The 23,921-nt window shown below is 62.5% G+C and carries 25 protein-coding genes and 1 pseudogene; 19 read left to right on the top strand and 7 right to left on the bottom strand.

The window, feature by feature from the left end; translation table 11 throughout:
* The first annotated feature begins 130 nt into the window (after positions 1–130).
* Together ASE36_RS17345 and ASE36_RS17340 are read left to right on the top strand one after the other, a co-directional pair.
* On the top strand, positions 131–712 hold the full coding sequence (locus tag ASE36_RS17345) for a YqaA family protein (RefSeq protein WP_062282569.1): 582 nt from the start codon (positions 131–133) through the stop codon (positions 710–712).
* A gap of 11 nt (positions 713–723) precedes the next feature.
* A complete protein-coding gene (locus ASE36_RS17340; protein WP_062282566.1) occupies positions 724–1,239 on the top strand; it encodes a disulfide bond formation protein B in 516 nt (171 codons plus the stop codon).
* A gap of 79 nt (positions 1,240–1,318) precedes the next feature.
* On the opposite strand, the gene ASE36_RS17335 is transcribed toward ASE36_RS17340, so the two are convergent.
* Together ASE36_RS17335 and ASE36_RS17330 are read right to left on the bottom strand one after the other, a co-directional pair.
* Positions 1,319–1,876, bottom strand: a complete 558-nt coding sequence (locus tag ASE36_RS17335; protein WP_062282563.1) for an HNH endonuclease — start codon at positions 1,874–1,876, stop codon at positions 1,319–1,321.
* 173 nt (positions 1,877–2,049) lie between these two features.
* On the bottom strand, positions 2,050–2,691 hold the full coding sequence (locus ASE36_RS17330; RefSeq protein WP_062282560.1) for a DNA-3-methyladenine glycosylase family protein: 642 nt from the start codon (positions 2,689–2,691) through the stop codon (positions 2,050–2,052).
* Between the two features lie 44 nt (positions 2,692–2,735).
* On the opposite strand from ASE36_RS17330, the gene gluQRS reads away from it, so the two are divergent.
* Positions 2,736–3,617 carry a tRNA glutamyl-Q(34) synthetase GluQRS gene (gluQRS, locus tag ASE36_RS17325; RefSeq protein WP_062282557.1) on the top strand — a complete coding sequence of 294 codons (882 nt, stop codon included), beginning with the start codon at positions 2,736–2,738 and terminating at the stop codon, positions 3,615–3,617.
* On the opposite strand, the gene ASE36_RS17320 is transcribed toward gluQRS, so the two are convergent.
* Positions 3,588–4,481: a YihY/virulence factor BrkB family protein gene (locus ASE36_RS17320; protein ID WP_062282555.1), complete on the bottom strand. Its 894-nt coding sequence runs from the start codon at positions 4,479–4,481 to the stop codon at positions 3,588–3,590. The genes gluQRS and ASE36_RS17320 overlap by 30 nt on opposite strands.
* Positions 4,482–4,586: 105 nt before the next feature.
* Here ASE36_RS17320 and ASE36_RS17315 point away from each other — a divergent pair, with 105 nt between their 5' ends.
* From ASE36_RS17315 to ASE36_RS17280, 8 genes and pseudogenes are all read left to right on the top strand, one after another.
* Complete coding sequence (locus ASE36_RS17315; protein ID WP_062282553.1) at positions 4,587–5,411, top strand: SDR family oxidoreductase; 825 nt, start codon at positions 4,587–4,589, stop codon at positions 5,409–5,411.
* 30 nt (positions 5,412–5,441) lie between these two features.
* A complete protein-coding gene (locus ASE36_RS17310) occupies positions 5,442–5,639 on the top strand; it encodes a twin transmembrane helix small protein (protein ID WP_062282550.1) in 198 nt (65 codons plus the stop codon).
* Between the two features lie 2 nt (positions 5,640–5,641).
* Positions 5,642–6,220, top strand: coding sequence for a cob(I)yrinic acid a,c-diamide adenosyltransferase (locus ASE36_RS17305; protein ID WP_062282547.1), 579 nt, complete (start codon positions 5,642–5,644; stop codon positions 6,218–6,220).
* Between the two features lie 1,315 nt (positions 6,221–7,535).
* A pseudogene (locus ASE36_RS17300) lies at positions 7,536–7,743 on the top strand (GIY-YIG nuclease family protein).
* 151 nt (positions 7,744–7,894) lie between these two features.
* The gene (locus tag ASE36_RS17295; protein ID WP_082511175.1) at positions 7,895–8,791 is read left to right on the top strand and encodes a rhomboid family intramembrane serine protease; all 897 of its coding nucleotides are present in this window, start codon (positions 7,895–7,897) and stop codon (positions 8,789–8,791) included.
* 182 nt (positions 8,792–8,973) lie between these two features.
* Positions 8,974–9,723, top strand: coding sequence for an electron transfer flavoprotein subunit beta/FixA family protein (locus ASE36_RS17290; protein ID WP_062282545.1), 750 nt, complete (start codon positions 8,974–8,976; stop codon positions 9,721–9,723).
* A 25-nt stretch (positions 9,724–9,748) separates the two neighbouring features.
* A complete protein-coding gene (locus ASE36_RS17285) occupies positions 9,749–10,678 on the top strand; it encodes an electron transfer flavoprotein subunit alpha/FixB family protein (RefSeq protein WP_062282542.1) in 930 nt (309 codons plus the stop codon).
* A gap of 129 nt (positions 10,679–10,807) precedes the next feature.
* Complete coding sequence (locus ASE36_RS17280; RefSeq protein WP_062282540.1) at positions 10,808–11,689, top strand: 3-hydroxybutyryl-CoA dehydrogenase; 882 nt, start codon at positions 10,808–10,810, stop codon at positions 11,687–11,689.
* 311 nt (positions 11,690–12,000) lie between these two features.
* Here the strand turns inward: ASE36_RS17280 and tlpA are convergent, their stop codons facing one another.
* Positions 12,001–12,663: a thiol:disulfide interchange protein TlpA gene (gene tlpA / locus ASE36_RS17275; RefSeq protein ID WP_062282537.1), complete on the bottom strand. Its 663-nt coding sequence runs from the start codon at positions 12,661–12,663 to the stop codon at positions 12,001–12,003.
* 24 nt (positions 12,664–12,687) lie between these two features.
* Here tlpA and argH point away from each other — a divergent pair, with 24 nt between their 5' ends.
* The 4 genes from argH (at position 12,688) to ASE36_RS17255 (ending at position 18,497) form a co-directional block, all read left to right on the top strand.
* Positions 12,688–14,091, top strand: a complete 1,404-nt coding sequence (gene argH, locus ASE36_RS17270; RefSeq protein ID WP_062282534.1) for an argininosuccinate lyase — start codon at positions 12,688–12,690, stop codon at positions 14,089–14,091.
* A gap of 123 nt (positions 14,092–14,214) precedes the next feature.
* On the top strand, positions 14,215–14,403 hold the full coding sequence (gene lptM, locus ASE36_RS17265) for an LPS translocon maturation chaperone LptM (protein ID WP_244474784.1): 189 nt from the start codon (positions 14,215–14,217) through the stop codon (positions 14,401–14,403).
* Between the two features lie 13 nt (positions 14,404–14,416).
* A complete protein-coding gene (gene lysA / locus ASE36_RS17260) occupies positions 14,417–15,685 on the top strand; it encodes a diaminopimelate decarboxylase (RefSeq protein ID WP_062282527.1) in 1,269 nt (422 codons plus the stop codon).
* A gap of 133 nt (positions 15,686–15,818) precedes the next feature.
* Positions 15,819–18,497, top strand: coding sequence for a TIGR02302 family protein (locus tag ASE36_RS17255; RefSeq protein WP_062282524.1), 2,679 nt, complete (start codon positions 15,819–15,821; stop codon positions 18,495–18,497).
* A gap of 102 nt (positions 18,498–18,599) precedes the next feature.
* On the opposite strand, the gene ASE36_RS17250 is transcribed toward ASE36_RS17255, so the two are convergent.
* From ASE36_RS17250 to ASE36_RS17240, 3 genes are all read right to left on the bottom strand, one after another.
* On the bottom strand, positions 18,600–18,959 hold the full coding sequence (locus ASE36_RS17250) for a response regulator (RefSeq protein ID WP_062282522.1): 360 nt from the start codon (positions 18,957–18,959) through the stop codon (positions 18,600–18,602).
* Between the two features lie 150 nt (positions 18,960–19,109).
* Complete coding sequence (gene hpt, locus ASE36_RS17245; protein WP_062282519.1) at positions 19,110–19,652, bottom strand: hypoxanthine phosphoribosyltransferase; 543 nt, start codon at positions 19,650–19,652, stop codon at positions 19,110–19,112.
* 85 nt (positions 19,653–19,737) lie between these two features.
* Positions 19,738–20,388, bottom strand: a complete 651-nt coding sequence (locus tag ASE36_RS17240) for a hypothetical protein (RefSeq protein WP_062282517.1) — start codon at positions 20,386–20,388, stop codon at positions 19,738–19,740.
* Positions 20,389–20,588: 200 nt separating this feature from the next.
* Between ASE36_RS17240 and ftsE the strand changes: the two genes are divergently transcribed.
* The 4 genes from ftsE to ASE36_RS17220 all read left to right on the top strand — a co-directional run bounded on the left by ftsE (position 20,589) and on the right by ASE36_RS17220 (position 23,916).
* Entirely contained in the window at positions 20,589–21,248 is a 660-nt protein-coding gene (ftsE, locus tag ASE36_RS17235; RefSeq protein WP_062282514.1) for a cell division ATP-binding protein FtsE, read from the top strand.
* Positions 21,241–22,242, top strand: a complete 1,002-nt coding sequence (locus ASE36_RS17230) for a cell division protein FtsX (protein ID WP_062282511.1) — start codon at positions 21,241–21,243, stop codon at positions 22,240–22,242. Before ftsE ends, ASE36_RS17230 begins: the two co-directional genes overlap by 8 nt.
* 85 nt (positions 22,243–22,327) lie before the next feature.
* Positions 22,328–23,056, top strand: coding sequence for a YdcF family protein (locus ASE36_RS17225; RefSeq protein ID WP_062282856.1), 729 nt, complete (start codon positions 22,328–22,330; stop codon positions 23,054–23,056).
* Positions 23,057–23,124: 68 nt separating this feature from the next.
* On the top strand, positions 23,125–23,916 hold the full coding sequence (locus ASE36_RS17220; RefSeq protein ID WP_062282510.1) for a lysophospholipid acyltransferase family protein: 792 nt from the start codon (positions 23,125–23,127) through the stop codon (positions 23,914–23,916).
* Positions 23,917–23,921: the final 5 nt, after the last annotated feature.

The following is a 23,921-nucleotide window of genomic DNA, read 5'->3' as shown; positions in this document are numbered from 1 at the left end:
GTCAACCGCCTTTTTGGCAAAGCCCTCATCACACGAATGTTCCCGTGGCCGAGCGCCGTGCGGAGCCGGAGCATTTACAGCCGCAGCGCAGTCCCATAAAACGCCGGAACATCTCGCCACGGAATTCATCATGCTGCGTCGAATCTACGACTGGACCATGTCACTGGCGGGCACGCGCCATGCCGAAAAAGCGCTTGCCGGCGTCTCCTTCATCGAAAGCTCGGTCTTTCCCATTCCCCCCGATGTCCTGCTGATTCCCATGGTGATCGCAAGGCGTGACCGCTGGCTGCGGCTTGCGGTCGTCTGCACCCTGTCATCCGTGCTCGGCGCCTTTCTGGGCTATGCCATCGGCATGTTTCTCTTCGAGACGATCGGCCGGCCGATCCTTGCCTTCTATGGCAAGGAAGATGCCTTCGATCAGGTGGCGCAGTGGTACAACACCTGGGGTGGCTGGGGCGTGCTATTTGCCGCCGTTACCCCCTTTCCCTACAAGGTTCTGACGATCTTTTCCGGCGCGACCGGGCTGAACTTCCTGACCTTCACCGTGGTCAGCATCATCGGCCGCGCCGCCCGCTTCTTCCTCGTCGCCTTTCTCCTGAAGCTGTACGGCGAACCGATCCGGATCTTCATCGAGAAATATTTAGGCCTTCTTTTCACCCTCTTCATGGCTCTGCTGCTAGGCGGCTTCTATCTGGTCAAGGTCATCCTCTGAAAGTCATCGCGATGAACAGCAACATCTCCTTCCTGCGCTCCGATACCGCCCTTGCCATCCTGCTGACGGCAGGCATGGCGTTGGTCGTCGGTTCGGCCCTCGGCTTCGAACACATCGGCGGCTATATCCCTTGCGCGCTCTGCCTGATGCAGCGCAATCCCTATTACATCGGCATCGGCGTCGGCGTTCTCGCCGTCCTCTCCTCGATCCTGCGCCTGCCGCCGATCGTGACGAAACTGCTGATCGCCACCATCGCGATCCTGATGCTGGTCGGCATGGGCATGGGCATCTATCACGCCGGCGTCGAGTGGAAGTTCTGGGAAGGCCCCGTAAGCTGCACTATCGGCGCCACCGGCGGCGACACGCCGGTCAATGTGCTCGATGCGCTGAACGCCACCAAGGCGCCGTCCTGCACGGAAGCGACGCTCAGGGTGCTTGGCCTCTCCTTCGCCGGCTGGAACGTTCTGACGAGTGCAGCGCTCGCCGCTCTGGCGATCTGGGGCCTTGTCCGCAAGCGGGCGGCATAAGCGGCAAACGCGGCCGGCGGTGCAAGCTGCCGGTCGGTCACGGGGCCGGCCTTGAGGCAAAGCCCAGGCTGTCGGTTTCTTACGGCTGGAGTTCGGTATCCCAGTAGAGATAGTCGACCCAGCTTTCATGCAGGTAGTTCGGCGGGAAAAGCCGTCCGTTGTTGTGCAGGTCCTGCACCGTCGGCCGGTAGGGCTTCTGGTGCGGGAACATCTGCGCCTGCTTCGGCAGCTTGGACCCTTTTCGCAGATTGCAGGGCGAGCAGGCCGCCACGACATTTTCCCAGGTCGTCTCGCCGCCATGGGCGCGCGGGATGACATGGTCGAAGGTCAGGTCGTCGGGCGAGCCGCAATACTGGCACTCGAACTTGTCGCGCAGGAACACATTGAAGCGGGTAAAGGCCGGGTTCCGCGTCGGCTGAACATAGGTCTTGAGGCTGACCACGCTCGGCAGCCGCATCGAGAAGCTCGGAGAGCAGACGGAATGTTCATACTCGGCGATGATGTTCACACGGTCGAGGAAGACCGCCTTGATCGCGTCCTGCCAGGACCAGAGCGACAAGGGATAATAACTCAGTGGCCTATAGTCGGCATTCAGAACGAGCGCCGGCAGGGCCTGGGGAGAAACTGCAATCGTCAAGGCGTACTCCTGATCGATTCGGCATCTGCCCTTCTATATTAGGTCCGTTGTTACAGCATTGTGAAGCCTGAATTTTCAGGATGCGCCGCGTCGCTTTATCGCGGCTGTTCAGGAAGTCGAGGCCCCTTGTTTTCCAGGCTTTCCGGCTGGCGAACATCGAGGCGGTCGGCCAATCAGCGCGGCAGGGCAACCCTGCCCGTCAGCCCCGCATAATGCGCCCAGAACAGCCTTGCCGCGACCGAGCGCACCGGCGCCCACGCCTCCGCCAGTGTGGCGACCGCTTCAGGCTGCGGCCGCGCGCCGCCAAAGAACACCGCCCCGACGGCAATCCTGAGAGCCACGTCCCCGACCGGAAAGATGTCCGGATGGCCGCCGCAGAACATCAGGTACACCTCCGCAGTCCACGGCCCCACCCCCTTCAGCGCCGTCAGCGTCGCCATCGCCTGCCCGGCCGGCAAAACCGCCAGTTCGTCGAGCCTCAGCGGTCCGCAGAGATCGGCCTTCGCCGCTGCCTCCAGCGCCACGAGCTTGCCGCGGGACAGGCCGAAGGTCGCAATCACCTCCGGCGGCAGCCCCAGAAAATCCTCCGCTGTCGGCCTCAAGCCCAGCACCGCCGTCATCCGCCGCCAGATCGCATCGGCGCTCGCCCGCGATACCATCTGCGAAACGATGATCGAGGCGAGCCCGGCAAATCCCGGCGGCGACAGCCGGAGCGGCAGCGCACCGCAGCCCTTTGCGATCGGCAGCAGCCGAGGATCCCGCTCAAGCAGGATGCCGAGGCCTTCCGCCAGATCCGCCTCGTTGCGAATGATCATCGCGCCCCCCTTTTCCTCATCTGCACGTCATGCGAAGGAAAACCATGGCCGCAGCACCGCGTCAAATCCCCGTCTTCCGCTTTGCGCCGAGCCCCAACGGCCGGCTTCATCTCGGCCACGCGCTCTCGGCCCTGCTGAATGCGCAGATGGCGTCGGAAACCGGCGGCCGGCTGCTGCTGCGCATCGAGGACATCGATCTCACGCGCTGCACGCCGGAGCTGGAACAACGCGTTCTCGCCGATCTCGACTGGCTGGGCCTTGTTTATGAACGCCCGGTGCGACGGCAATCGGAGCATTTTGATCTCTACCGCGCAGCCCTCGATCAGTTGATCGCCCGTGGTCTCGTCTACCCGGCCTTCCTCACGCGGGGTGAGGTGAAGGCGAGGGTCGCGGACGTCGAAGCGCGGGGTGCCGCATGGCCCCGCGACCCGGATGGCGCGCCACTTTATCCGACCGACGAACGCCATCTATCGGCGAAAGAGCAGGCACATAAGTTCGCGACCACCGAGCGCCATGCGCTTCGCCTCGACATGGAAAAGGCGCTTGCGGCCGTCGGACATCCGCTTACCTGGCAGGAAACCGGCGATAGCGAGCGGGGCGAAGTCGCTGCCGAACCCGCCGCCTGGGGCGATGTGGTGCTTTGGCGCTCGGATGCGCCGGCAAGCTACCACCTCGCCGTCACCGTGGATGACGCGGCACAAGGGGTCACCCACGTGGTGCGCGGCCTCGACCTCTTCCACGCGACCTCGGTGCACCGCCTGTTGCAGGACCTGCTCGGCCTTCCCCAACCCGTCTACCACCACCACCGGCTGATCTTGGGACCCGACGGCCGCAAGCTGTCGAAGAGTGCCGGCGACACGGCGCTGGCGAGCCTTCGCGCCGAGGGAAAAACACCCTCAGATATCCGCGCCATGGTCGGGATTTGAGATCCCGACATCCGGCTGGCCCTTGACCGGCACTACCTGGAATTTCATCAGCGCCGCGTTGAACTCCGCGCCGATGATGAAGATGGCGCTCACCATGTAGAGAAACACCAGCACCACCATGATCGAGGCGAGACCGGCATAGGTGGCGGCATAATTGGCAAAGGTGCCGATGTAATAACCGAAGACCAGCGCGCCGACGAGCCACAGCACCAGGGTCAGAAGCACGCCCGGAAGCACATCGATGACCCGTCGCCGACCGTCCGGAAGACCGAGGTGAAAGACCATCAGGCCCACCACCAGAAAGGCGACCGTGCCGTAGATGCGCCAGTTTGCAACCGTCAGCAGGAAGTTCTTGAGCAGCGGAAAATAGCGCTCGGCAAAGGCAAGTGCGACCGGCACCGCGACCAAAAGCAGGCTGATCACGGCGAGCACGATGACGGCACCGAGTACAAAACCGAAGCTGACCAGCCGGGTCACGTACCAGGGCCGCGTCTCCGTCACGCGGTAGGCGCGGTTGAGCGAAATGCGCAATGCCTCCACGCCGTTGGAGGCGAAATAGGCGGCCGCCAGCACCGACACCGTCAAAAGTCCACCCCGCGGAATGGTCAGCACCTGCACCACCTGATCGGACAACGGCTTGGCAATCGTTTCAGGCCAAGTGTCGAAGATCAGATGCACCGCCGTCTCGGCAAACTGGTCGGCGCCGAGGAAGCTGGCAAGCGCCGTGCCGAAGATCAGGAAGGGAAACAGCGCCAGGATCGCCGACAGCGCCACATGGCTCGCCATCGCCCAGCCGTCATCCAGGGAAAAATGCCAGAGCGCATCGAAAGTGACGTGGTAGAGCCTGCGAAAGAAAGTCGGCATCCAGTCTCCTCTGACGGCCAGGTGCGATTGCAACAGCTCCGATTGTAAGCTGCGGGCGAATATGGGAAACCGGGGGCCATTTGTACAGGAAAGTCGAGGTCGAAGGTGAAAAGCATCATCGTCACGGGCTGCTCGTCCGGCATCGGGGCCTATTGCGCAGAGGCCCTGAAGCGCGACGGCTGGCGGGTCTTTGCAACGGTGCGAAAGACAGAGGATCTAGCCGCACTTGAGGCAAAGGGCATTGAGGCGCTGCTCATGGATTACACCGATCCTGACAGCATCGAAGCCGTGGTCGCCACCGTTTTCGAGCGCACCGGCGGACGACTGGATGCGCTGTTCAACAACGGCGCCTATGGCCAGCCGGGGGCCGTCGAAGATCTGCCGACAGAGGCGCTCAGAGCCCAGTTCGAAACCAATCTCTTTGGCTGGCACGAGCTGACGCGCCGGGTCATCCCGGCAATGCGCATGCAAGGGCAAGGCCGGATCGTGCAATGCTCCTCGATCCTCGGCATTGTCCCCTATCGCTGGCGCGGCGCCTATACGGCCTCGAAATTTGCGCTCGAAGGCCTGTCGCTGACGCTCAGAATGGAGCTTGAAGGCTCCGGCGTGCAGGTGAGTCTGATCGAACCCGGACCGATCGAAAGCCGCTTCACCGCCAATGCGCTCTCGCATATCCGAGAGGCGATTGACCTCGACAACTCAGTCCATGCCGAGGATTATCGTCGCCAGCTGGCGCGACTTGATGGCACAGGTCCCGTGAACCGCCACAAACTGGGGCCGGACGCCGTCTACAAAGTCCTGATCCACGCCTTGACCGCCACGCGTGCCCGCCCACATTATCTCGTGACCAAGCCGGCAAAACAGGGGGCCCTGCTCAAGCGCTGGCTGCCGGCCGACCTCTTCTACAGATTGATGCGCTCGCTGGACTGACCGGCGACGAACAAAGGCAATTCCGATCTCATGTCCACATTCACCTATGTCCTCGCCATCATCGTCATGGGGCTTGTCGCCCTCGTCCTCATCAGAGGCCTCTTCAACATGATGAAGGGCGGCGACGGCAACACCTCCAACAAGCTGATGCAGGCCCGCATCGTGCTGCAGGCGATCGCGATTGCGCTGATCATGCTGACGCTGTGGCTGACCGGCGGGGGACGCTGAGCATGGTCCAGCTCAACAAAATCTATACCCGCACCGGCGACGACGGCACCACCGCGCTGGTCACCGGCCCGCGCCGCCTGAAGCATGATTTGCGCGTCGACGCCTATGGCACGATCGACGAAACCAATTCGGCGATCGGCATTGCAAGGCTGCATACGGCGGAGATGCCCGAGCTCGACGCGATGCTTCTGCGCATCCAGAACGACCTCTTCGATCTCGGCGCCGATCTTGCCGCGCCGGAGACGGGCGAGGTTCTCTCCTACGAGCCGCTCCGCGTCATCGAAGCCCAGGTCGACCGGATCGAAAAGGAAATCGACCAGCTGAACGCAAAGCTCGACCCGCTCAAATCCTTCATCCTGCCCGGCGGCACGCCAGCGGCGGCCTACCTGCACCTTGCCCGCACCACCGCACGCCGCGCCGAACGCATCATGGTCGAACTCTCCCGCTTTGACGGCGAAGAGGTCGGTGAGCCGGCGCTGAAATATGTCAACCGGTTGTCGGATTTCCTGTTCGTGGCGGCACGGCATGCGAATGATGGTGGCCGGGCGGATATTTTGTGGGTGCCTGGGAAGAATAGGTAGAGTTAAGCGCCTTGCGCAGGGCCTATCTCCCCCTTGCGGGGGAGAACGGAAAATCGAAGGCTTAGGCGAGCGCAAGCCGCCTAAACTTCAGATTTTCCAAGAGAGGGGCAGCGTTTTGTTGGCACTCCCTCACCGAGCCCCCCTCTTGGGAATTTGAGGTTTAGCCCTGATCGGGCTAATTCCTCGATTTCGCTTTCGCCCCCGCAAGGGGGGAGAGGCGGATGCGGCGGCTTCCGCTCGGGCTCATGCTGAGCTGTCCACCATCACCCAAGTGCGGAACGAACCCTCGGCAGATCCTCGGGACAAAGCCCGAGGATGACGGCATGTGGGGTGGGCCCAGTGTCCCCCGCCGGCGTTTCAGAGTGTTGCGACGCTTGCGGAGGATACCCTTCCTCTCCGCAATCGTCATCCTCGGGCTTTGTCCCGAGGATCTGCCAGCGTGTCGGCAAACTCGCGGGGCCTGGCAACCCGACATATTGATACTGTCAAATACCCCAAGCGTCGCCGCCGGTCGGGATCATCTCCCTCCGGGTGGGTCAAACTTGTCTCGGACGAGGCGCCAGAAGCAACCTGTCTAAGTATTTGTATGTGGCTCCTTCCGGCGCCTCGTTCGGCGTTTTTTCCCGCTGCATGCGTCCCTCTGGCAAGGCGGCGACGGTCCTTGGAACTTGCGTTCCAGGATTGACCGGGCGCGGGTCCGGCTGCAGCAGTCTGCTCCGAAGAGTGTTCTGCCAGAGCCTGGCCGGTGGCCCGGGAGGTTCCCGCCGGATTGTCTGGATGTTCGCGACAGCATTGGCGCCTTGTCTGTGTGCCTCTGAGGCACGTCCTTCCGATCGGGGTATCCAGGTTTGGCGGCATCCGACCGCCAACCCCTCGTTCCAGCCCCACGTCCGGAGGGAGACCGTTGCAGCGGGCCGGGGTCTTGCACCTGCGACAGTGCTCCACCCCGGCGCCGGCCCCGCCTCGCCTGACATCGCATCGTCAGGTGTATCCGAGGGCGGGACGGGGACAAGTGTACGAGCGGGGAAAGGGTGGGGGATGAGATTCGTGGGGTTTTGTTGAATCTGTTGCGAAAAATGGCAAAGTTCATCCCCACTTTCGGGAAGTGGGGCAGTCTGGCGTGACTGTCTGGCCTGAGAAAGCATGTGTCTGGATCCTCGGGTCAAGCCCGAGGATGACGACCTCTTGGGAAGATGAGGGTATCCTCCCCAGGCGTCGTGGGATGAAGACGGTAGGAGAGGATACCGGTCGCTACCCCCACACTCCGTCATCCTCGGGCTTGACCCGAGGATCCCGGCACAAGCACACTGCACGCATGGCGGGATCTGTCTACATCGTCACCAACCACAAGCGCGGCACCCTCTATATCGGTGTGACGTCCGATCTCGAGCGGCGGATCTATGAGCATCGCGAGGCACGGACGCCGGGATTTGCTTCGAAGTATGGCTGTCGGCAATGGAAGATCGCTCTGATCGAGGGGGTTCAATCCCGATGGGCGAGATTTGTATTACGAGTTGAGGTAAGGACTGTGGGTGAGAGACAGCACACCCGAAACCTCCGCTAAATGCACCAACCGTGAATTCTGTTGCAACCTGCGTCACCTCTTCGCGTTCCAACCCTGTCCCCGCACCCCAACCTGCGCTAGCTTCTCCCGACCCAACCCGATGAGGCGCGATGTTCATTCCCCTGCATGACCGAAACGCACTGAAGCACATCCGGCGGCAATATGTGACGCTGGGGCTGATCGCGGCGAATGTGATCTCCTATGCGCTGGCAAGCATTGTTCCGGATGCGGCCTATGAACTTGGCGTCTACGGGCTGGGCTTCATTCCCGCGATCCTGCTCGGCGGCGCCACGCTTGATCCGTCGCTGGTGCTGGTGCCGGAAGGCGCGACCTACATCACTTATGCCTTTCTGCATGGCAGCTGGCTGCATCTCGGCTCGAACATGCTGTTCCTCTGGGTCTTCGGCGACAATGTCGAGGACGCGATGGGGCACTTCAAGTTTCTGTTCTTCTATCTCGCCTGTGCGGCGGCGGGGGCGCTGGTGCATGGGCTGGTGTCACCTGTGAGCCAAGCGCCACTGATCGGAGCATCGGGAGCCGTGTCGGGCGTTGTGGCCGCCTATGTGATGCTGCATCCGAAGGTCCGGGTCTGGGTACTGGTGCTGATGCGTTTTCCGCTGCCGCTACCGGCCTTCATTCCGCTGCTGTTCTGGATTGGCCAGCAATTCGTCATGCTGGTCGTCGACGGCGACAGCAATGTCTCCTGGGGCGCCCATGTCGGCGGCATTCTGGCGGGCGCCTTGCTGGTACTCGTTTTGCGACGCCCGGGCGTGCCGCTGTTCGACCGCAGCATTGTCACACCGAGAGCCGTGGAGCATGTGGCGCGGCCGGTCGACAACAGGGTGTCGGGCCCATGGGGCGAGAGACCCGCCTTTCCGACACGCATGCGCCCCGGAGGGACAACCGAGGCCGAAACCACCGGCACAGATCCGGAGGGAGCCCCTCAGGCGGGCGCTGGCACGGCATCGGGAGAAGCACCGCGCAAGGTGACGCATTGGGGACGGTGACCTTCGATCGCCGCCAGACTTATTGACGTGAACGTCAACGTCAATTATTCCTGTCGCGACAGACTGGCATTCGGTGTCGAGCGTTGTGTTTGGACGAAAAATGCGTATCGATGTCGCCAATCGACAAACGGCGGAGCGCATTTGAGCGCATTTTCCGGCGGAAGATTTGAAGGAAGGAACCCATGAAGATACTCGTCCCAGTCAAGCGGGTTGTGGATTACAACGTCAAGATCCGCGTCAAGCCCGACGGTTCCGGCGTCGAACTCGCCAATGTGAAGATGTCCATGAACCCCTTTGACGAGATCTCCGTCGAAGAAGCCCTGCGCCTGAAGGAGGCCGGCAAGGCAGAGGAAGTGGTCGTCGTGTCGATCGGACCTGCCAAGGCCGAGGAAACCATCCGCACCGCCCTCGCCATGGGCGCCGATCGCGGCATTCTTATTGAGACGGACGAAACGGTCGAGCCGCTTGCGGTCGCCAAGCTCCTGAAGGGCGTGGTTGAGGCCGAGGCTCCGGGCCTCGTCATCGTCGGCAAGCAGGCGATAGACGACGATTCGAACCAGACCGGCCAGATGCTGGCAGCCCTGATGGGCTGGGGCCAGGCGACCTTTGCTTCCAAGCTCGAGCTCGGCGCAGACAAGGCAACCGTGACCCGCGAAGTCGACGGCGGCTTGCAGACCATCGATGTGAAGCTGCCGGCGGTCATGACCACGGACCTGCGCCTGAACGAGCCGCGTTATGCCTCTCTGCCGAACATCATGAAGGCGAAGAAGAAGCCGCTCGACAAGAAGGCACCTGCCGACTTCGGCGTCGATATCGCGCCGCGCCTCAAGGTTCTGAAGACAGAGGAGCCGGGTGGCCGCAAGGCGGGCATCAAGGTGAAGACGGTGGCCGAACTGGTCGACAAGCTGAAAAACGAAGCCGGCGTATTGTAAGCGGAACGGACAGGAGAAACATAAAATGGCTATTCTTCTTCTCGCAGAACACGACAACGCGACCGTTTCCGAGCAGACCGCAAAGACCTTGACGGCTGCCGCGAAGATTGGCGGCGATGTGCATGTGCTGGTGGCCGGCGCTGGCGCCAAGGCTGCGGCCGACGCTGCTGCCAAGCTTGCAGGCGTCTCCAAGGTTCTGCTCGCCGACGACGCGTCGCTCGGCAACAGTCTCGCAGAACCTCTGGCAGCGCTCATCGTCTCGCTCGCCGGCTCCTATGACACCATCATCGCGCCAGCGACCTCGGTCGGCAAGAATGTCATGCCGCGTGTGGCAGCGCTGCTCGACGTCATGCAGGTGTCGGAAATCATCGAAGTGGTGTCGGCCGATACCTTCAAGCGCCCGATCTATGCCGGCAACGCCATCCAGACCGTCCAGTCGACGGATGCGAAGAAGGTCATCACGGTCCGCACGGCCTCCTTCACGGCCGCCGGTGACGGTGGATCTGCTGCCGTCGAAAGCGTCTCGGCTGCGGCGAACCCTGGCGTTTCCAGCCATGTCTCAGACGCCCTGTCCTCCTCGGATCGTCCGGAACTGGCCTCCGCCAAGATCATCATCTCCGGTGGTCGTGCGCTTGGCTCCTCGGAAAAGTTCCAGGAAGTGATCCTGCCCGTCGCCGACAAGCTGGGTGCCGCCGTCGGAGCATCGCGCGCCGCCGTCGACGCCGGCTATGCGCCGAACGACTGGCAGGTTGGCCAGACCGGCAAGGTCGTTGCCCCGCAGCTCTATATCGCCTGCGGCATCTCGGGTGCCATCCAGCACCTCGCCGGCATGAAGGACTCGAAGGTCATCGTCGCGATCAACAAGGACGAGGAAGCGCCGATCTTCCAGGTCGCGGATTACGGCCTCGTCGCAGACATCTTCGAAGCTCTGCCGGAGCTCGAGAAGGCGCTCTGAGCGCCATCTCGCAGCTGCGAAAGGACTGGTCAAAGAACCCTTTGCGGTCTATCAATCAGCCGGGTCCGCGATGAGCGGGTCCGGCATTTTTGTCGGCAGCGACACAGATAACGGGTGAGGAGACACGCGATGACGGACAGGATCAGCAATGTGGGTGTCGTGGGTGCCGGCCAGATGGGCTGCGGCATCGCACAGGTCTCCGCCGCTGCCGGCTACAAGGTCACGATCTACGACCTGTCCAAGGAGCGGATCGAGGCGGGGCTTGCCACCATCAACGGCAACCTTGCCCGCCAGGTCACCAATGGCAAGATTTCCGATGATGACCGCAAGGCAGCGCTGGCCTTGATTTCCGGCTCGTCCGACGTCAACGACCTCGCCGCAGCCGACCTCGTCATCGAGGCGGCGACCGAGGACGAAACCGTCAAACGCAAGATTTTCGCGACACTCTGCCCGGTATTGAAGCCAGAAGCGCTGATTGCAACCAACACTTCGTCGCTCTCCATTACCCGGCTCGCCTCGGCGACCGATCGACCGGAGCGCTTCATGGGCATCCATTTCATGAACCCGGTGCCGGTGATGAAGCTCGTCGAACTGGTGCGCGGCATCGCGACCGACGAGACGACCTTCAAGACGGCGAAAACCTTCGTCTCCTCACTCGACAAGACGATTACGGTGGCCGAAGACTTCCCCGCCTTCATCGTCAACCGCATCTTGCTGCCGATGATCAACGAGGCGATCTATACGCTGTATGAAGGCGTCGGTTCGGTCGAGGCGATTGATACGGCTATGAAACTCGGCGCCAACCATCCGATGGGACCGCTGCAGCTCGCCGATTTCATCGGCCTCGATACCTGTCTGTCGATCATGCAAGTGCTTCATGACGGCCTGGCGGATTCGAAATACCGCCCCTGCCCGCTGCTGGTCAAATATGTCGAGGCCGGCTGGCTGGGTCGCAAGTCCGGCCGCGGCTTCTACGACTATCGGGGCGACGTGCCGGTGCCGACGCGATAAGCGCGGATAGCTTGCCGAAAGGGCATTGAAGAGTATATTGATGGAGTGAGAGGCGAGCTTTCGCCCGCCCCTCTGGTTTACTTTAAGAAGATGACCCGCACGCAAGCCTGCCAGCCTGTGCGGGTTTTCCGTATCGTAAACGTGACGCTAAATGGTTTTGGTCACATAGCTCACACTCCAGTTGCACGCGAGGCCATCGCCCTGGTCGGAGTGGCCAATCCTCTCCGATGCGCCTGGTAGAACGCGTCTGCTTATGCCGCACAACCACAGAGAGAATATCGCAACCTTGGGCTCAGTCCAGAGGCGTGCGCTCAGGCGCCGGTCGCAGCCGTTATCAGCGCGTTGGCGTCCGGGCTGTCCCAGGCGGCCGGGCCGTTCATGTGGCCGAGCAGGCAGCCCTTGCCGTCGACAAGCAGGGTGACCGGCAGGCCGAAGGCGAGGCCTTGTTTCTTGAGCGTATTGAACACCCCCATCGAGGCGTCGCGGTAGAGGCCGAGCGCGTCGACGCCAGTCTCTGCCAGGAAAGCCTTCGGTTTTTCGGCGTCGCCCGTATCGATGTTGATCGCGACCACCTGGAAGCGGTCGCTGCCGAGGTCCTTTTGCAGGCCGTTCAACGCCGGCATTTCTTCGCGGCAGGGCACGCACCAGGTGGCCCAGAGGTTGACGAGAACGGTCTTGCCGGCAAAGTCGGCGGTGCTCATGGCCTTATCGGACGCGTCGGTGAAGGTGAGGCCCTCGATGGCCTGCGGGGCATCAATCGGCACCATGGCCGCGACATCGCCCTTGAAGAAGGGTTCGAGCGCCCGCGCCTTGTTGAGCGAACCCGCGCAGGGCCCTGCATTCTGCGCGGTCTCGGCATTGCCAGACGTGGTCTCTCTCACGTATACCGCAGCCGCGCCGGCGACGATGCCGGCGACCGCCGCGATCGCAACCAGCTTGGTAGAGAAGAGACCGCTACGTCTTTTGTCTGTCATGTCATTCTCCAGGACGGGCATTCCATGGCCGAGGGCTCTAACGACACCAAATCCTCCAACCAGATGTGGGGCGGACGCTTTGCCTCCGGCCCTTCGGCGATCATGGAGGAGATAAATGCCTCCATCGGTTTCGACAAGAAGCTTTACGCCCAGGATATCCGCGGCTCAAAGGCGCATGCGACCATGCTGGCGCACCAAGGCATCATCTCGAGCGAAGATAAAGACAAGATCCTTCACGGGCTGGACACGATCCTGTCAGAGATTGAAAGCGGTCAGTTCACCTTCTCGCGCAAGCTCGAAGACATCCATATGAACGTCGAGGCACGCCTTGCCGAGCTGATCGGTCCGGCGGCAGGCCGCCTACACACGGCCCGCTCGCGCAACGATCAGGTGGCGCTCGATTTCCGCCTCTGGGTGAAGGAAGAGCTGCAGAAGACGGAAACTGCTCTGTCGGGCCTGATTGCGGCCTTCCTCAACCGCGCCGAAGAGCATGCCGACACCGTGATGCCAGGTTTCACCCATCTCCAGACGGCCCAGCCGGTGACCTTCGGTCATCACTGCATGGCCTATGTCGAGATGTTCGGCCGTGACCGGCAGCGCGTGCGCCATGCGATCGAGCATTTGGACGAAAGCCCGATCGGGGCGGCTGCGCTGGCCGGCACCGGCTATCCGATCGATCGCCACATGACGGCACAGGCACTCGGCTTCCGCGAGCCGACCCGCAACTCGATCGACACCGTCTCCGACCGCGACTTCGCGCTCGAATTCCTGTCGATCGCTTCGATCGCTGCCGTGCATCTGTCGCGCCTCGCCGAAGAAATCGTCATCTGGTCGACGCCGCAATTCGGCTTCATCCGCCTGTCGGATGCCTTCTCCACCGGCTCCTCGATCATGCCGCAGAAGAAGAACCCTGACGCAGCTGAGCTGGTGCGCGCCAAGACCGGTCGCATCAACGGCTCCCTCATCGCGCTTCTGACCGTCATGAAGGGCCTGCCGCTCGCCTATTCCAAGGACATGCAGGAAGACAAGGAGCAGGTCTTCGACGCCGCCGAAAGCCTGGAACTTGCGATTGCCGCCATGACCGGCATGGTGACCGACATGACGATCCGTACCGACAAGATGAAGGCCGCTGCCGGCTCCGGTTACTCGACGGCGACGGATCTGGCCGACTGGCTGGTGCGGGAAGCAGGCCTACCCTTCCGCGACGCCCACCATGTGACGGGCAATGCAGTCGCCATGGCCGAGAAGAAGGGCTGCGATCTGGCAGAACTTTCACTGGAAGACTTGCAGAGCATCAATGCCGCGATCACGGCGGACGTCTTCAACGTTCTGACTGTCGAAGCCTCCGTTGCCAGCCGCAAGAGCTTTGGCGGCACGGCACCGTCGGAAGTCAGAAAGCAGATTGCCTGGTGGCGGGCGCGCAATTGATCCGGGCAACCGGTCAAGACAACCGATCACCGGCACTTGCAGGACACATCACGAGATCAGGGGTGCACAAGCGCCCCTTTTTTCTGTACACGCTAGCACAACAATATCTTCATGGACCGGGTCATGGTGAATTCGCTGAAACGCACGACGCTCACGCTCTCTCTGCTGCTGGCCGCTTCGCTGGCTCTGTCCGCCTGCGGCCGCAAAGGCGACCTCGACCTGCCGAGCACGCCGGTCGACCAGCAGAACAAGCGCGACAGCAAGGTAGCGCCTGTGGCCGACAAGCCCTTCCTCCTCGACCCGCTTCTGTGACAGGGCTCAATCCGTGAACCATTTCGACTTTCGCGACGGCGTTCTTCACGCCGAAGACGTGTCCATCCCCGAAATCGCACGTGCGGTCGGCACACCCTTCTACTGCTATTCGACTGCCACCTTGGAGCGTCACTACAAGGTCTTCGCCAAAGCCTTCGACGGCGTCGATGCGCTGGTCTGCTATGCGATGAAGGCCAATTCCAACCAAGCGGTGCTGAAGACGCTCGGGCAGCTGGGCGCAGGCGTCGACGTGGTCTCGGAAGGTGAACTGCGCCGGGCGCTGGCTGCCGGCATCCCGGCCAACCGCATCATGTTCTCCGGCGTCGGCAAGACGCTGAGCGAGATGGATTTGGGCCTCGAAGTCGGCATCTACTGCTTCAATGTCGAGAGCGAGCCGGAACTGGAAGTCTTGAACCAGCGCGCCATCAAGGCGGGGAAGAAGGCGTATGTCTCTTTCCGCATCAATCCGGATGTCGATGCAAAGACCCACGCCAAGATCTCGACCGGCAAGAAGGAAAACAAGTTCGGCATTTCCTACGAGCGCGCCCGCGCCGTTTATGCCCGCGCTGCGACCCTGGAGGGCATCCAGGTCTCCGGCATCGACATGCATATCGGCAGCCAGATCACCGATCTGCAGCCCTTCGAGGATGCTTTCCGCCTCCTGCGCGAGCTGGTTGAGAACCTGCGCGCCGATGGCCATTCGATTGACCATGTCGATGTCGGTGGTGGCCTTGGCATTCCCTACAAGGACGACAACAACCCGCCGCCGGAGCCGGACGCCTATGCCCGGATCGTCAAGGACCAGCTGTCGAGCCTGAACTGCCGCATCGTTACCGAGCCCGGGCGCCTGATTGTCGGCAATGCCGGCATTCTGGTGACGGAAGTCATCTATGTGAAGGACGGCGGCGACAAGACCTTCGTCATCGTTGACGCAGCCATGAACGACCTGATCCGCCCGACGCTTTACGAAGCCTATCACGAAGTGAAGCCGGTGGTGCTGCAGGCGGCAAGCGCGCCGCGCATCAAGGCGGATGTCGTCGGGCCCGTCTGCGAGACGGGCGACTACCTGGCGCTCGACCGGGAAATGTCGAAGCCGAAGCCGGGCGACCTGATGGCCGTAGGTTCGGCCGGCGCCTATGGCGCGGTCCAGGCCGGGACCTACAACACCCGCAGGCTCATTCCAGAGGTGCTGGTGAAGGGCGACGAATTCCATGTGATTCGCAAGCGCCCGAGCTACGAGGATCTGATTGCGCTGGATTCCGTGCCCGACTGGCTGGCCTGATCCTTCACAATTGAGCGATGGGGCGGGAAAAAGCGGCGCTGACGCCTGCCCGCCCTCGTCTTCGCCACAAAGACTGCTATCTTCTGGTGTCACGAGCCCGAACATATCGGCGGCGCTCTCGGAGACCTGACGGATGATCTTTTCCCGCCCGGCCAGCCAGCGGAAAGGTGCGTTGCAGCGCGACCCGGCGCTCGCGCGTCGCGTCGGGGTGAAACGCGTTCTGGCCCGGGGTGTGCTTCTCGCCGAACGGATCCTGCCGCTCTTCCTGCCGATCCTCGGCATCGCAGCGCTTTTCGTCTCGCTTGCCTGGTTCGGCGTGTTCCGCGAACTGCCTGAGATCCTGCGCCTCGGCCTGGTCTTCCTGCTGATCTTTGCCTTTGTTGCCTCCTTCCTGCCCTTTCTCCGCCTGTCCTTGCCCACGGCCCGTGAAGCCGACCGGCTGCTCGAGGAACGCAACGGACTGCCGCACCAGCCTGTCGCGGTGCAGGACGACGCGCTCGCCGCCGATACGCCCTTTGCCCGGGCTCTCTGGCAGGAGCACCAGCGGCGCATGGCCGAGCGGATCGCCGCTCTCGATGCCGGCCTGCCGCAGCCGGATCTCGCGCGCCACGATCGCTATGCATTGCGCGCCATTCCGGCTCTGCTGTTTGTGACGGCACTTGCCTATTCCGGCTCGAACGGAGCCGGCACGATCGCCGATGCTTTCCGGCGCCATGTGACGGTGACGGAGCAGCCGGCGATCCGCATCGATGCCTGGATCACGCCGCCGGCCTATACCGGCCAGCCGCCGGTTTTCCTGTCGGGGCTGGGCACGCAGACATCCGGCATCGTCGTGCCGCAGAATTCCAAGATGACCGTGCGCATCAGCGGCGGCGCGACGGATGAGAAGGTGCTGTTCGTCAAGCAGAGTGATGGCACGGTGGTCGAGGTTGCAGCGAGCGATCCGAAGGCGGCAGGGACCGGCGCGGTGACAGCACCGGCAACACCGCCGGTAGCTCCTCAGGCTGCCTCTGCCCCGATTGGCACCACGACTACGCCCCAGGCAGCCCGCACGCATGAGCTGGACCTTGCCGAGGCCGGGCAGCTGCGCGTGGCAGATCGCCAGTGGACGATCGGCGTGACGCCGGACAAGGCGCCCGAAATCGCCTTTGACGGCAAGCCGCGCCGGGCGCTGAACGGGGCGCTCGAGATCGCCTTCACGGCCAAGGATGATTACGGCCTGCAGAAGGCCCATGCCGAGATCGTGCCGGTCGAGGCAAAGGCGGACGTAAAGCCGCTCTATCCGCTGCCGGACTACAAGCTTGATCTGCCGCGCCACAATGCCCGTGACATGAAGAGTGTCGCCAGCCGCAACATCACCGAACATCCTCTCGCTGGCAGCAAGGTAAAGATCACGCTGGTGGCGACGGATGGTGCCGGGCAGACGGGCCGCAGCGAACCGGTCGAAATGGTGCTGCCCACGCGCAATTTCGCCGAGCCGCTGGCAGCAGCCGTGGCCGAACAGCGTCAGACCTTTGCGCTCGACACCCGGGAGATACCGCAGGCGATCGCGCTCAATGAAGCATTGGTGATCCGCGCCGACGAGACCATCCCCAATCTCGGTCACTTCCTGCTGATCGAGAGTGCCCGCGCCCGCATGGCTCAGGCCAAAGGCGAAGAATCGCTGAAGGACACGGCAGACTATCTCTGGGAAATCGCGCTCGGCATCGAGGATGGCGAGCTCTCCACTGCAGAAAAACGGCTGCGCGACGCCCAGCAGGCGCTGGCGGATGCGCTGGAGAACGGGGCGACTGATCAAGAGATCAAGAAGCTGATGGACGAGCTGCGCGCCGCGATGAACGACTTCATCTCGGAACTCGCCCAACGCATGCAAAACCAGAGCGGGGAGCAGCAGCAGAACGCGCAGAACACGCTGCGCCAGAAAGACCTCGACAACCTGCTCGACCAGTTGGAGAACCTTGCGCGGTCCGGCAATCGCGATCAGGCGCAGCAACTGCTCTCCGAACTGCAGCGCATGATGAACAATCTCCAGGCCGGACGACCGCAACAGGGCCAGCAGCAGGAAAACAGCGAGGCCCGCCGTCAGATCGACAAGCTGGGCGAGATCATGCAGCAGCAGCAGCAGCTGATGGACGAGACCTTCCGCCTCGACCAGGCACTGCGCGACCGCATGCAGCGCGGCGACCCGCAGCAGGGTGAAGAAGGTGCCGAAGGAGAGCAGCAGGATCCGGGCCAGCAGGGTCAACAGGGGCAGGAAGGCCAACAGGGACAGCAGGGGGCGCAGCCCAATCTCTATGGCATGACGGCAGAGCAGTTGCGCGAGGCGTTGAAGCAGTTGCGTGAACAGCAGGAGGGGCTCGGCAAGCAGCTCGGCGAATTGCAGGAGGGGCTGAAAGGCCTCGGCATGAAACCGGGCAAGGGGTTTGGCCAGGCCCAGCAGGAAATGGAAGGTGCGGGCGACGCGCTCGGCAAGAGCCAGGGCGACCGCGCCGTGCAGGGCCAGGGCCGCGCCATGGAAGCACTTCGCCAGGGTGCGCGCGACATGATGAACCAGATGATGCAGGCGATGCAGGGCCAGCAGGGTCAGGGACAGCAGATGGGTCAGGGTCGGGGCAACCAGAACGACCGCGACCCCCTCGGCCGCCCGCGCGCCACCAATGGTCCTGACTTCGGCGAGCGCGTGAAAGTGCCTGACGAGATCGACGTGCAGCGCGCCCGCGAAATTCTGGAGGCGATCCGCGAGAAGCTTGGGCAAAACTCCAGCCCCGAGATCGAGCGACGGTATCTCGAGCGGTTGCTGGATATTCAGTGAAGGTGAAGAACGGAGCGCCCTGCCCCGTGCCCATCAAAAGAATGCCGCCTGCGTTTTATTGAACGAGGCGGCAATCCCGTGGTCGGTGATCTGGGAAGGGCCTCAGCCAGCAAGCGCCCGAGCAACGGCGCTGCGGATCTCCGGCAGTGCAAAGGGTTTCGACACGACATCGATGATCTTCGAGGCGAGATCATCGGCGCGCTCGCGCTGTTCGGCATAGCCGGTCATCAGCAGGATCTTCAGGTCGGGGAAATCGGAAGAGGCGCGATGGGCAAGCTCGATGCCGTCCATGACCGGCATGCGAATATCAGAAAGCAGCAGGTCGTAAGGACCTTCGGAGAGCTTCTCCAAGCCTTCGGCGCCATCGGCGGCTTCATGGGTCTCGTGACCGTCCAGACGGAGCGCACGGGCGACGAAGGAGCGAAGCGAGTCTTCGTCTTCGGTGATGAGAATTCGCGCCATGGTTGAGATCTGCCTCCGTCATGGATTCATTGTTCAGGCAGGCAAATCACCAGATCTTCCTTGTCGAGTGGTAAACGCCGGACCCTCTGTCCGGCGCCATGGTTAACAAGTCTCTTCGGTCGCGAGGCGCAGCGTGTCCATTTGGGACGCTCAGGCGTCGCCGGTAACGACGCCAACGAAGGGCAGTTCGCGGAAGGCATAGGCCACGTCCATACCATAGCCGACGACAAAGTAATCGGGGCATTCGAAACCGACATAATCGGCCTCAAACTGTTCTTTTCGCTTCACTTTTTTGTCGAGAAGCACGGCGATGGTGACGTTTGCGGCACCCCGTTCATACATCAGTTCCTTGGCGAACAGGAGCGTGCGGCCGGACTCAAGAATATCGTCGATCAGGAGGACGTTGCGACCCTTCACGTCACTGTCGATGTCCTTGATGATCTTCACGCCCTGCGACACCGTGCCTGTGCCATAGCTGGACAGGGTGATAAATTCGACTTCCGGTGCCAGGCCCACGTGATGCAACGCCCGAATGAGGTCGGCGGCGAAGATGAAGGAGCCCTTGAGCACCGAGATGACCAGGAGGTCATCACAGGGACCCTTCATGATCTCGGTGGCCAGCTCGCGATTGCGGGCGTCAATTTGTTCGGGCGTGAAAAGCGGTTCGATGTTCTTTCCGCGAACGACGGGCATGGCGGTCTCCTTGATGCCGGGCCGGAAATGGCCTCACCCGGCAAGCTCCGCCGGAAAGGCACTGCACTTAGCACAGTCGAATAGATCAGGCACCCGCATCTTCGAAGGAAAGGCGCAGTTCCGGGGTTTTTCCCCCGGGATGCTGAAGTCTTGCGGCAAGACCGCGGCTCTGGCCGCCTTCGAGCGAGGCGACGGGCGGCTCGATATAGGTGCTGGCAATGATCTGGCCGCCGACGAGCAGATCGGCCCGGACACGCGGCAGCGCAACCTCGCGATCCGTCCGGTTCTCGACAATCGCGCTGATCAGCAGCACCCGCATGCCGTTCCTGTCCTGCGGCGTGAGGTTCACATGGGTGAGATCGAGCGGCCGGGCATCAAGGTCCGGATGCCCCGAGCCGCCGAAGGCCAGATGACCGGCAAGCGAGAAAATCGCGACGAAGGCGAGTGCTACGACGAGCGCAAAGGAAACCTCGGACAGCCGCTGCAGCCGCGTTTCCACAGTGACGAAGGCAGCGCGCAGCCGCGCCTGAAGATCGCCGACAGGGGAGATGCTTTCGCTGATGACGGGCCGTGGTGCCGATGTGCGCACATCCCGCACCACGATAAATTGGGCGTCGATGACATCGGCGCCCGAGGGTCTGACAGGGCTGCGATCGAACTTCCGTCGCGCGCGGTCCGGCGGCAGGAGGTCCGCCTCGGGAGTGGCAGCCTGCGACTGCTGACGGAATGCACGCATGGGTCAGACCTTTCGCACAGCCAAAATCGGGCACTCCGAAACTCGGCGGTTGAAACGAATCCACACCAGACGTAAATTCAAATGGTTAATGCTTCGAAAAGACGGGCCTTCAGGGCCGCTTTCCTGGCATGCGTTTACCGGCCGTTGACGATCCTCGTTTACGAGCCCCACCCTCAGACATCGCAGACTGGGCACAGCGTTTGATCCACTTCGAAAATGTCGGCCTGCGTTATGGGATGGGACCGGAGATCCTCCGCGACCTCACCTTCGACGTGCCGAAAGGGTCGTTCCAGTTCCTGACCGGGCCATCAGGTGCGGGCAAGACCACGCTGCTGCGCCTACTGTTCATGTCGCTGCAGCCGACGCGCGGGCTGATCCGCAGCTTCGGCCGCGATATCACCCGCATTCCCCGCGCCGAGCTTCCGATGCTGCGCCGGCGTGTTGGCATCGTCTTTCAGGATTTTCGTCTGCTAGAACACCTGACGACCTACGAGAATGTGGCGCTGCCGCTCAGGGTTCGCGGCAAGGAGGAGCAGAGCTACCGCCAGGACGTCATCGAACTTTTGAAATGGGTGGGGCTCGGCGAGCGCATCAACGTGCTGCCGCCGGTGCTTTCGGGCGGCGAGAAGCAGCGCGTGGCGATTGCCCGTGCGCTGATCGACCGGCCGGAAATCCTGCTCGCCGACGAACCGACGGGCAATGTCGACCCGCCGATGGCGCGGCGCCTGCTCAGCCTCTTCCTGGAACTCAACCGGCTGGGCACTGCCGTGATCATCGCGACCCATGATCTGGCCCTGATGGATCAGGTCGATGCGCGGCGCATGATTCTCACCGACGGGCGGCTCGACATCTATGAATGAGCGCGCACAGCCGGAACCGAAACAGCCCAAGCGCCGCGTCGAGATGACGGTGAGGCCGACGGCGCCGATCCTGCCGCCCTCGAACATTCAGGGCAATGCGCTGATGGTGGTGATCGCCATCATGGCCTTTCTCGCCTGCCTGACGCTCGGCGCCGTCTCGATGGTACGCGCCACGGCGACCGGGTGGCAAAGCCAGATTTCCCGCGAGATCACCATCCAGATCAAGCCGGAAGATGGGCTGGACATGGGGGCAGCCCTTGTCAAAGCGCGGGATCTAGCGCTCACTTTCGTCGGCACGCGCGACGGCCAGATCATGGACGACAGCGCAACGGCCCGCCTGCTCGAGCCCTGGCTCGGCACCGGCCTCAATCTTGAGGACCTGCCGGTGCCCCGGCTGATCGTCGTCACGATCGACGAGACCAACCCACCTGATTTCGAGGCGATGCGGGCGCTTCTGAAGGAGGAGGTCCCGCAGGCCTTCCTCGATGACCACCGCACCTGGGTGAACCGACTGGTGCAGATGGCCCACACGACGGTGCTGATTGGCGCCGGCGTGCTTATCCTCGTCTTTACAGCCATGGTGCTGACGGTGGTGTTCGCCACGCGCGGCGCACTCTCGGGCAATCGCCACATCATCGAGGTGCTGCATTTCGTCGGCGCCGAGGGCAGTTTCGTGGCGCAGGAGTTCCAGAAGCATTTCCTGAAGATCAGCCTCAAGGGGGCGGCCGCCGGCGGTATTCTGGCAGCCGCTCTGTTCGCGCTCGCGAGTTTCTGGCAGAGCCGGTCGCTGGCCACCCCGGAAAGCGATCAGGCAACGGCTCTCTTCGGCACCTTCACCATCGGCTGGACCGGTTATCTCGGCATCTTTGCAACCATGATCGTCATTGCCCTTCTGACGACGGTGACGGCACGGATCACCGTCATGCGGACTATCTACGAGATCGACCTCATCCGGTCCGACCCATCCCGCACCGACGGGTTGCTGGATGATTGATGACATCTCACATGTTGACTCGCCTTAAAGCCGCCTGTTCGGTGTGGGACATGCCGGCGACTCACGCACGAACACCATGGAGCGGATGACGCGACACGAGCCGCAGAACGAGCCATTCAGCCACGGCGCGGCCCCCGGCCCGAGCGCCGGCCTGTTTGCGCGCCGCGGCATCATCCGGCGCGTGCTGCGCTATGGCGGCATCCTCGTCCTGCTGGGGATCGCGATGATCGTTGCAGGCTTTCTCGTCTTTGCCGACCAGGTCACCAACCTGCGACCGCCGGAGGTGGCAAAGGCCGATGCGATTGTCGTGTTGACCGGAGGCTATCAGCGCATCGAACAGGCCATCGATCTGTTGAAACGCGGCTATGGCAAGCGGCTGCTGATCTCGGGCGTCAATCCGCAGACGACAGCCGGGCAGATCCGCAGGGCAACCCGAACCTCGCCTGACATTTTCGAGTGCTGCGTCGACATCGGCTATTCGGCGATCGACACGATCGGCAATGCCAATGAAACGGCATCGTGGATCCGCGACAAGGGCTACCGCTCCGTTCTGGTGGTGACGAGCAACTATCACCTTGCCCGCAGTCTGATGGAATTGCGCCGCAGCGACCCGGGGACGGAATTCGTCGGCTATCCGGTCGTTGCCTCCGATCTCAAGACCAAAGCCTGGTACAGCGAGCCGGATGCCATGCGCACGATGCTGTTCGAATATGGCAAGACCATCATCGCCTATGTCAGGGGTCTTGTCGGCTGGAGTGGCGACAAGGGACTGCGGCCCGACGGAGAAATAACCGAATCTGGCCGCAACTCCTGACAGTGAGGCGGCTTTTGCTAGCGACGCTTTTGGTCTAAGCACGACCTGCACGTCGAGAGAGCCCCTTCATGATTGCCTTCCGGTCCATCCTGTTCAACACTGCCTTTTATGCGAACCTCATCCTTCGGATGATTGTCCTGTCGCCGATCTACTTCCTGCTTCCGCGCAAGCGCGCCTACTTCATTCCGAAGAGCTGGGCGAAAGCCAACCACTGGCTGATGAAGACGATCGTCGGCACCACCTTCACCGTGGAGGGGCTGGAGAACATTCCGAAGGGCGGCTACATCCTGGCGCCGAAGCATCAGTCCTTTTGGGACACCTATGCGCTGCTGCCCTGGCTGGACGATCCGGTCTATATCCTCAAGCGTGAGCTCACCTGGATTCCGATCTTCGGCTGGTACATTGCCAAGCAGCGGATGATCCCGGTCAACCGCGGCGCCAAGGGCAAGGTCATGGCCCAGGTGATCGAGCGCACCAAGATGGAAATGGCGACCGGCCGCCAGCTGATCATCTATCCGGAAGGCACACGTCGCCCGCCGGGTGCAGCACCCGAATACAAGTATGGCATCGCGAGGCTTTACCGCGACCTGAATGTTCCGGTCGTGCCTGTGGCCATGCATCCCGGCCTGTTCTGGCCGCGCCGCAAGTTCCTGCGCTTTCCCGGCCATTTCACCGTGCGCATCCTGCCGCCGATCCAGCCAGGGATGGATCCGGACGCCTTCCATGACAAGCTGATGCACGATCTGGAACAGGCGAGCGACGAACTCCTGGTGCAGACGGCGCGCGACAATCCGGACCTGCCCCTGCCGCCGACGGCCGTGCAGCGGCTGAAGGAACTGGGTGCCGCGCCAAAGGTTTGAGGCTG

Source organism: Rhizobium sp. Root274, from assembly GCF_001429245.1.
Taxonomy (GTDB): Bacteria; Pseudomonadota; Alphaproteobacteria; order Rhizobiales; family Rhizobiaceae; genus Allorhizobium.
This window is presented reverse-complemented; position numbering and strand designations above follow the sequence as displayed.

Bases quoted from the DNA above. Each gene is read 5' to 3' on its own strand.
- ASE36_RS17330 (WP_062282560.1), bottom strand. From the start codon at position 2,691: ATGATCATTCGCAACGAGGCGGATCTGGCGGAAGGCCTCGGCATCCTG.
- ASE36_RS17320 (WP_062282555.1), bottom strand. From the start codon at position 4,481: ATGCCGACTTTCTTTCGCAGGCTCTACCACGTCACTTTCGATGCGCTC.
- lptM (WP_244474784.1), top strand. From the start codon at position 14,215: ATGGTGAATTCGCTGAAACGCACGACGCTCACGCTCTCTCTGCTGCTG.
- ASE36_RS17345 (WP_062282569.1), top strand. From the start codon at position 131: ATGCTGCGTCGAATCTACGACTGGACCATGTCACTGGCGGGCACGCGC.
- ASE36_RS17220 (WP_062282510.1), top strand. From the start codon at position 23,125: ATGATTGCCTTCCGGTCCATCCTGTTCAACACTGCCTTTTATGCGAAC.
- ASE36_RS17290 (WP_062282545.1), top strand. From the start codon at position 8,974: ATGAAGATACTCGTCCCAGTCAAGCGGGTTGTGGATTACAACGTCAAG.
- ASE36_RS17255 (WP_062282524.1), top strand. From the start codon at position 15,819: ATGATCTTTTCCCGCCCGGCCAGCCAGCGGAAAGGTGCGTTGCAGCGC.
- ASE36_RS17230 (WP_062282511.1), top strand. From the start codon at position 21,241: ATGAATGAGCGCGCACAGCCGGAACCGAAACAGCCCAAGCGCCGCGTC.
- ASE36_RS17340 (WP_062282566.1), top strand. From the start codon at position 724: ATGAACAGCAACATCTCCTTCCTGCGCTCCGATACCGCCCTTGCCATC.
- ASE36_RS17305 (WP_062282547.1), top strand. From the start codon at position 5,642: ATGGTCCAGCTCAACAAAATCTATACCCGCACCGGCGACGACGGCACC.
- ASE36_RS17295 (WP_082511175.1), top strand. From the start codon at position 7,895: ATGTTCATTCCCCTGCATGACCGAAACGCACTGAAGCACATCCGGCGG.
- argH (WP_062282534.1), top strand. From the start codon at position 12,688: ATGGCCGAGGGCTCTAACGACACCAAATCCTCCAACCAGATGTGGGGC.
- ASE36_RS17280 (WP_062282540.1), top strand. From the start codon at position 10,808: ATGACGGACAGGATCAGCAATGTGGGTGTCGTGGGTGCCGGCCAGATG.
- ASE36_RS17225 (WP_062282856.1), top strand. From the start codon at position 22,328: ATGACGCGACACGAGCCGCAGAACGAGCCATTCAGCCACGGCGCGGCC.
- hpt (WP_062282519.1), bottom strand. From the start codon at position 19,652: ATGCCCGTCGTTCGCGGAAAGAACATCGAACCGCTTTTCACGCCCGAA.
- tlpA (WP_062282537.1), bottom strand. From the start codon at position 12,663: ATGACAGACAAAAGACGTAGCGGTCTCTTCTCTACCAAGCTGGTTGCG.
- ASE36_RS17250 (WP_062282522.1), bottom strand. From the start codon at position 18,959: ATGGCGCGAATTCTCATCACCGAAGACGAAGACTCGCTTCGCTCCTTC.
- ASE36_RS17310 (WP_062282550.1), top strand. From the start codon at position 5,442: ATGTCCACATTCACCTATGTCCTCGCCATCATCGTCATGGGGCTTGTC.
- gluQRS (WP_062282557.1), top strand. From the start codon at position 2,736: ATGGCCGCAGCACCGCGTCAAATCCCCGTCTTCCGCTTTGCGCCGAGC.
- ASE36_RS17240 (WP_062282517.1), bottom strand. From the start codon at position 20,388: ATGCGTGCATTCCGTCAGCAGTCGCAGGCTGCCACTCCCGAGGCGGAC.
- ASE36_RS17285 (WP_062282542.1), top strand. From the start codon at position 9,749: ATGGCTATTCTTCTTCTCGCAGAACACGACAACGCGACCGTTTCCGAG.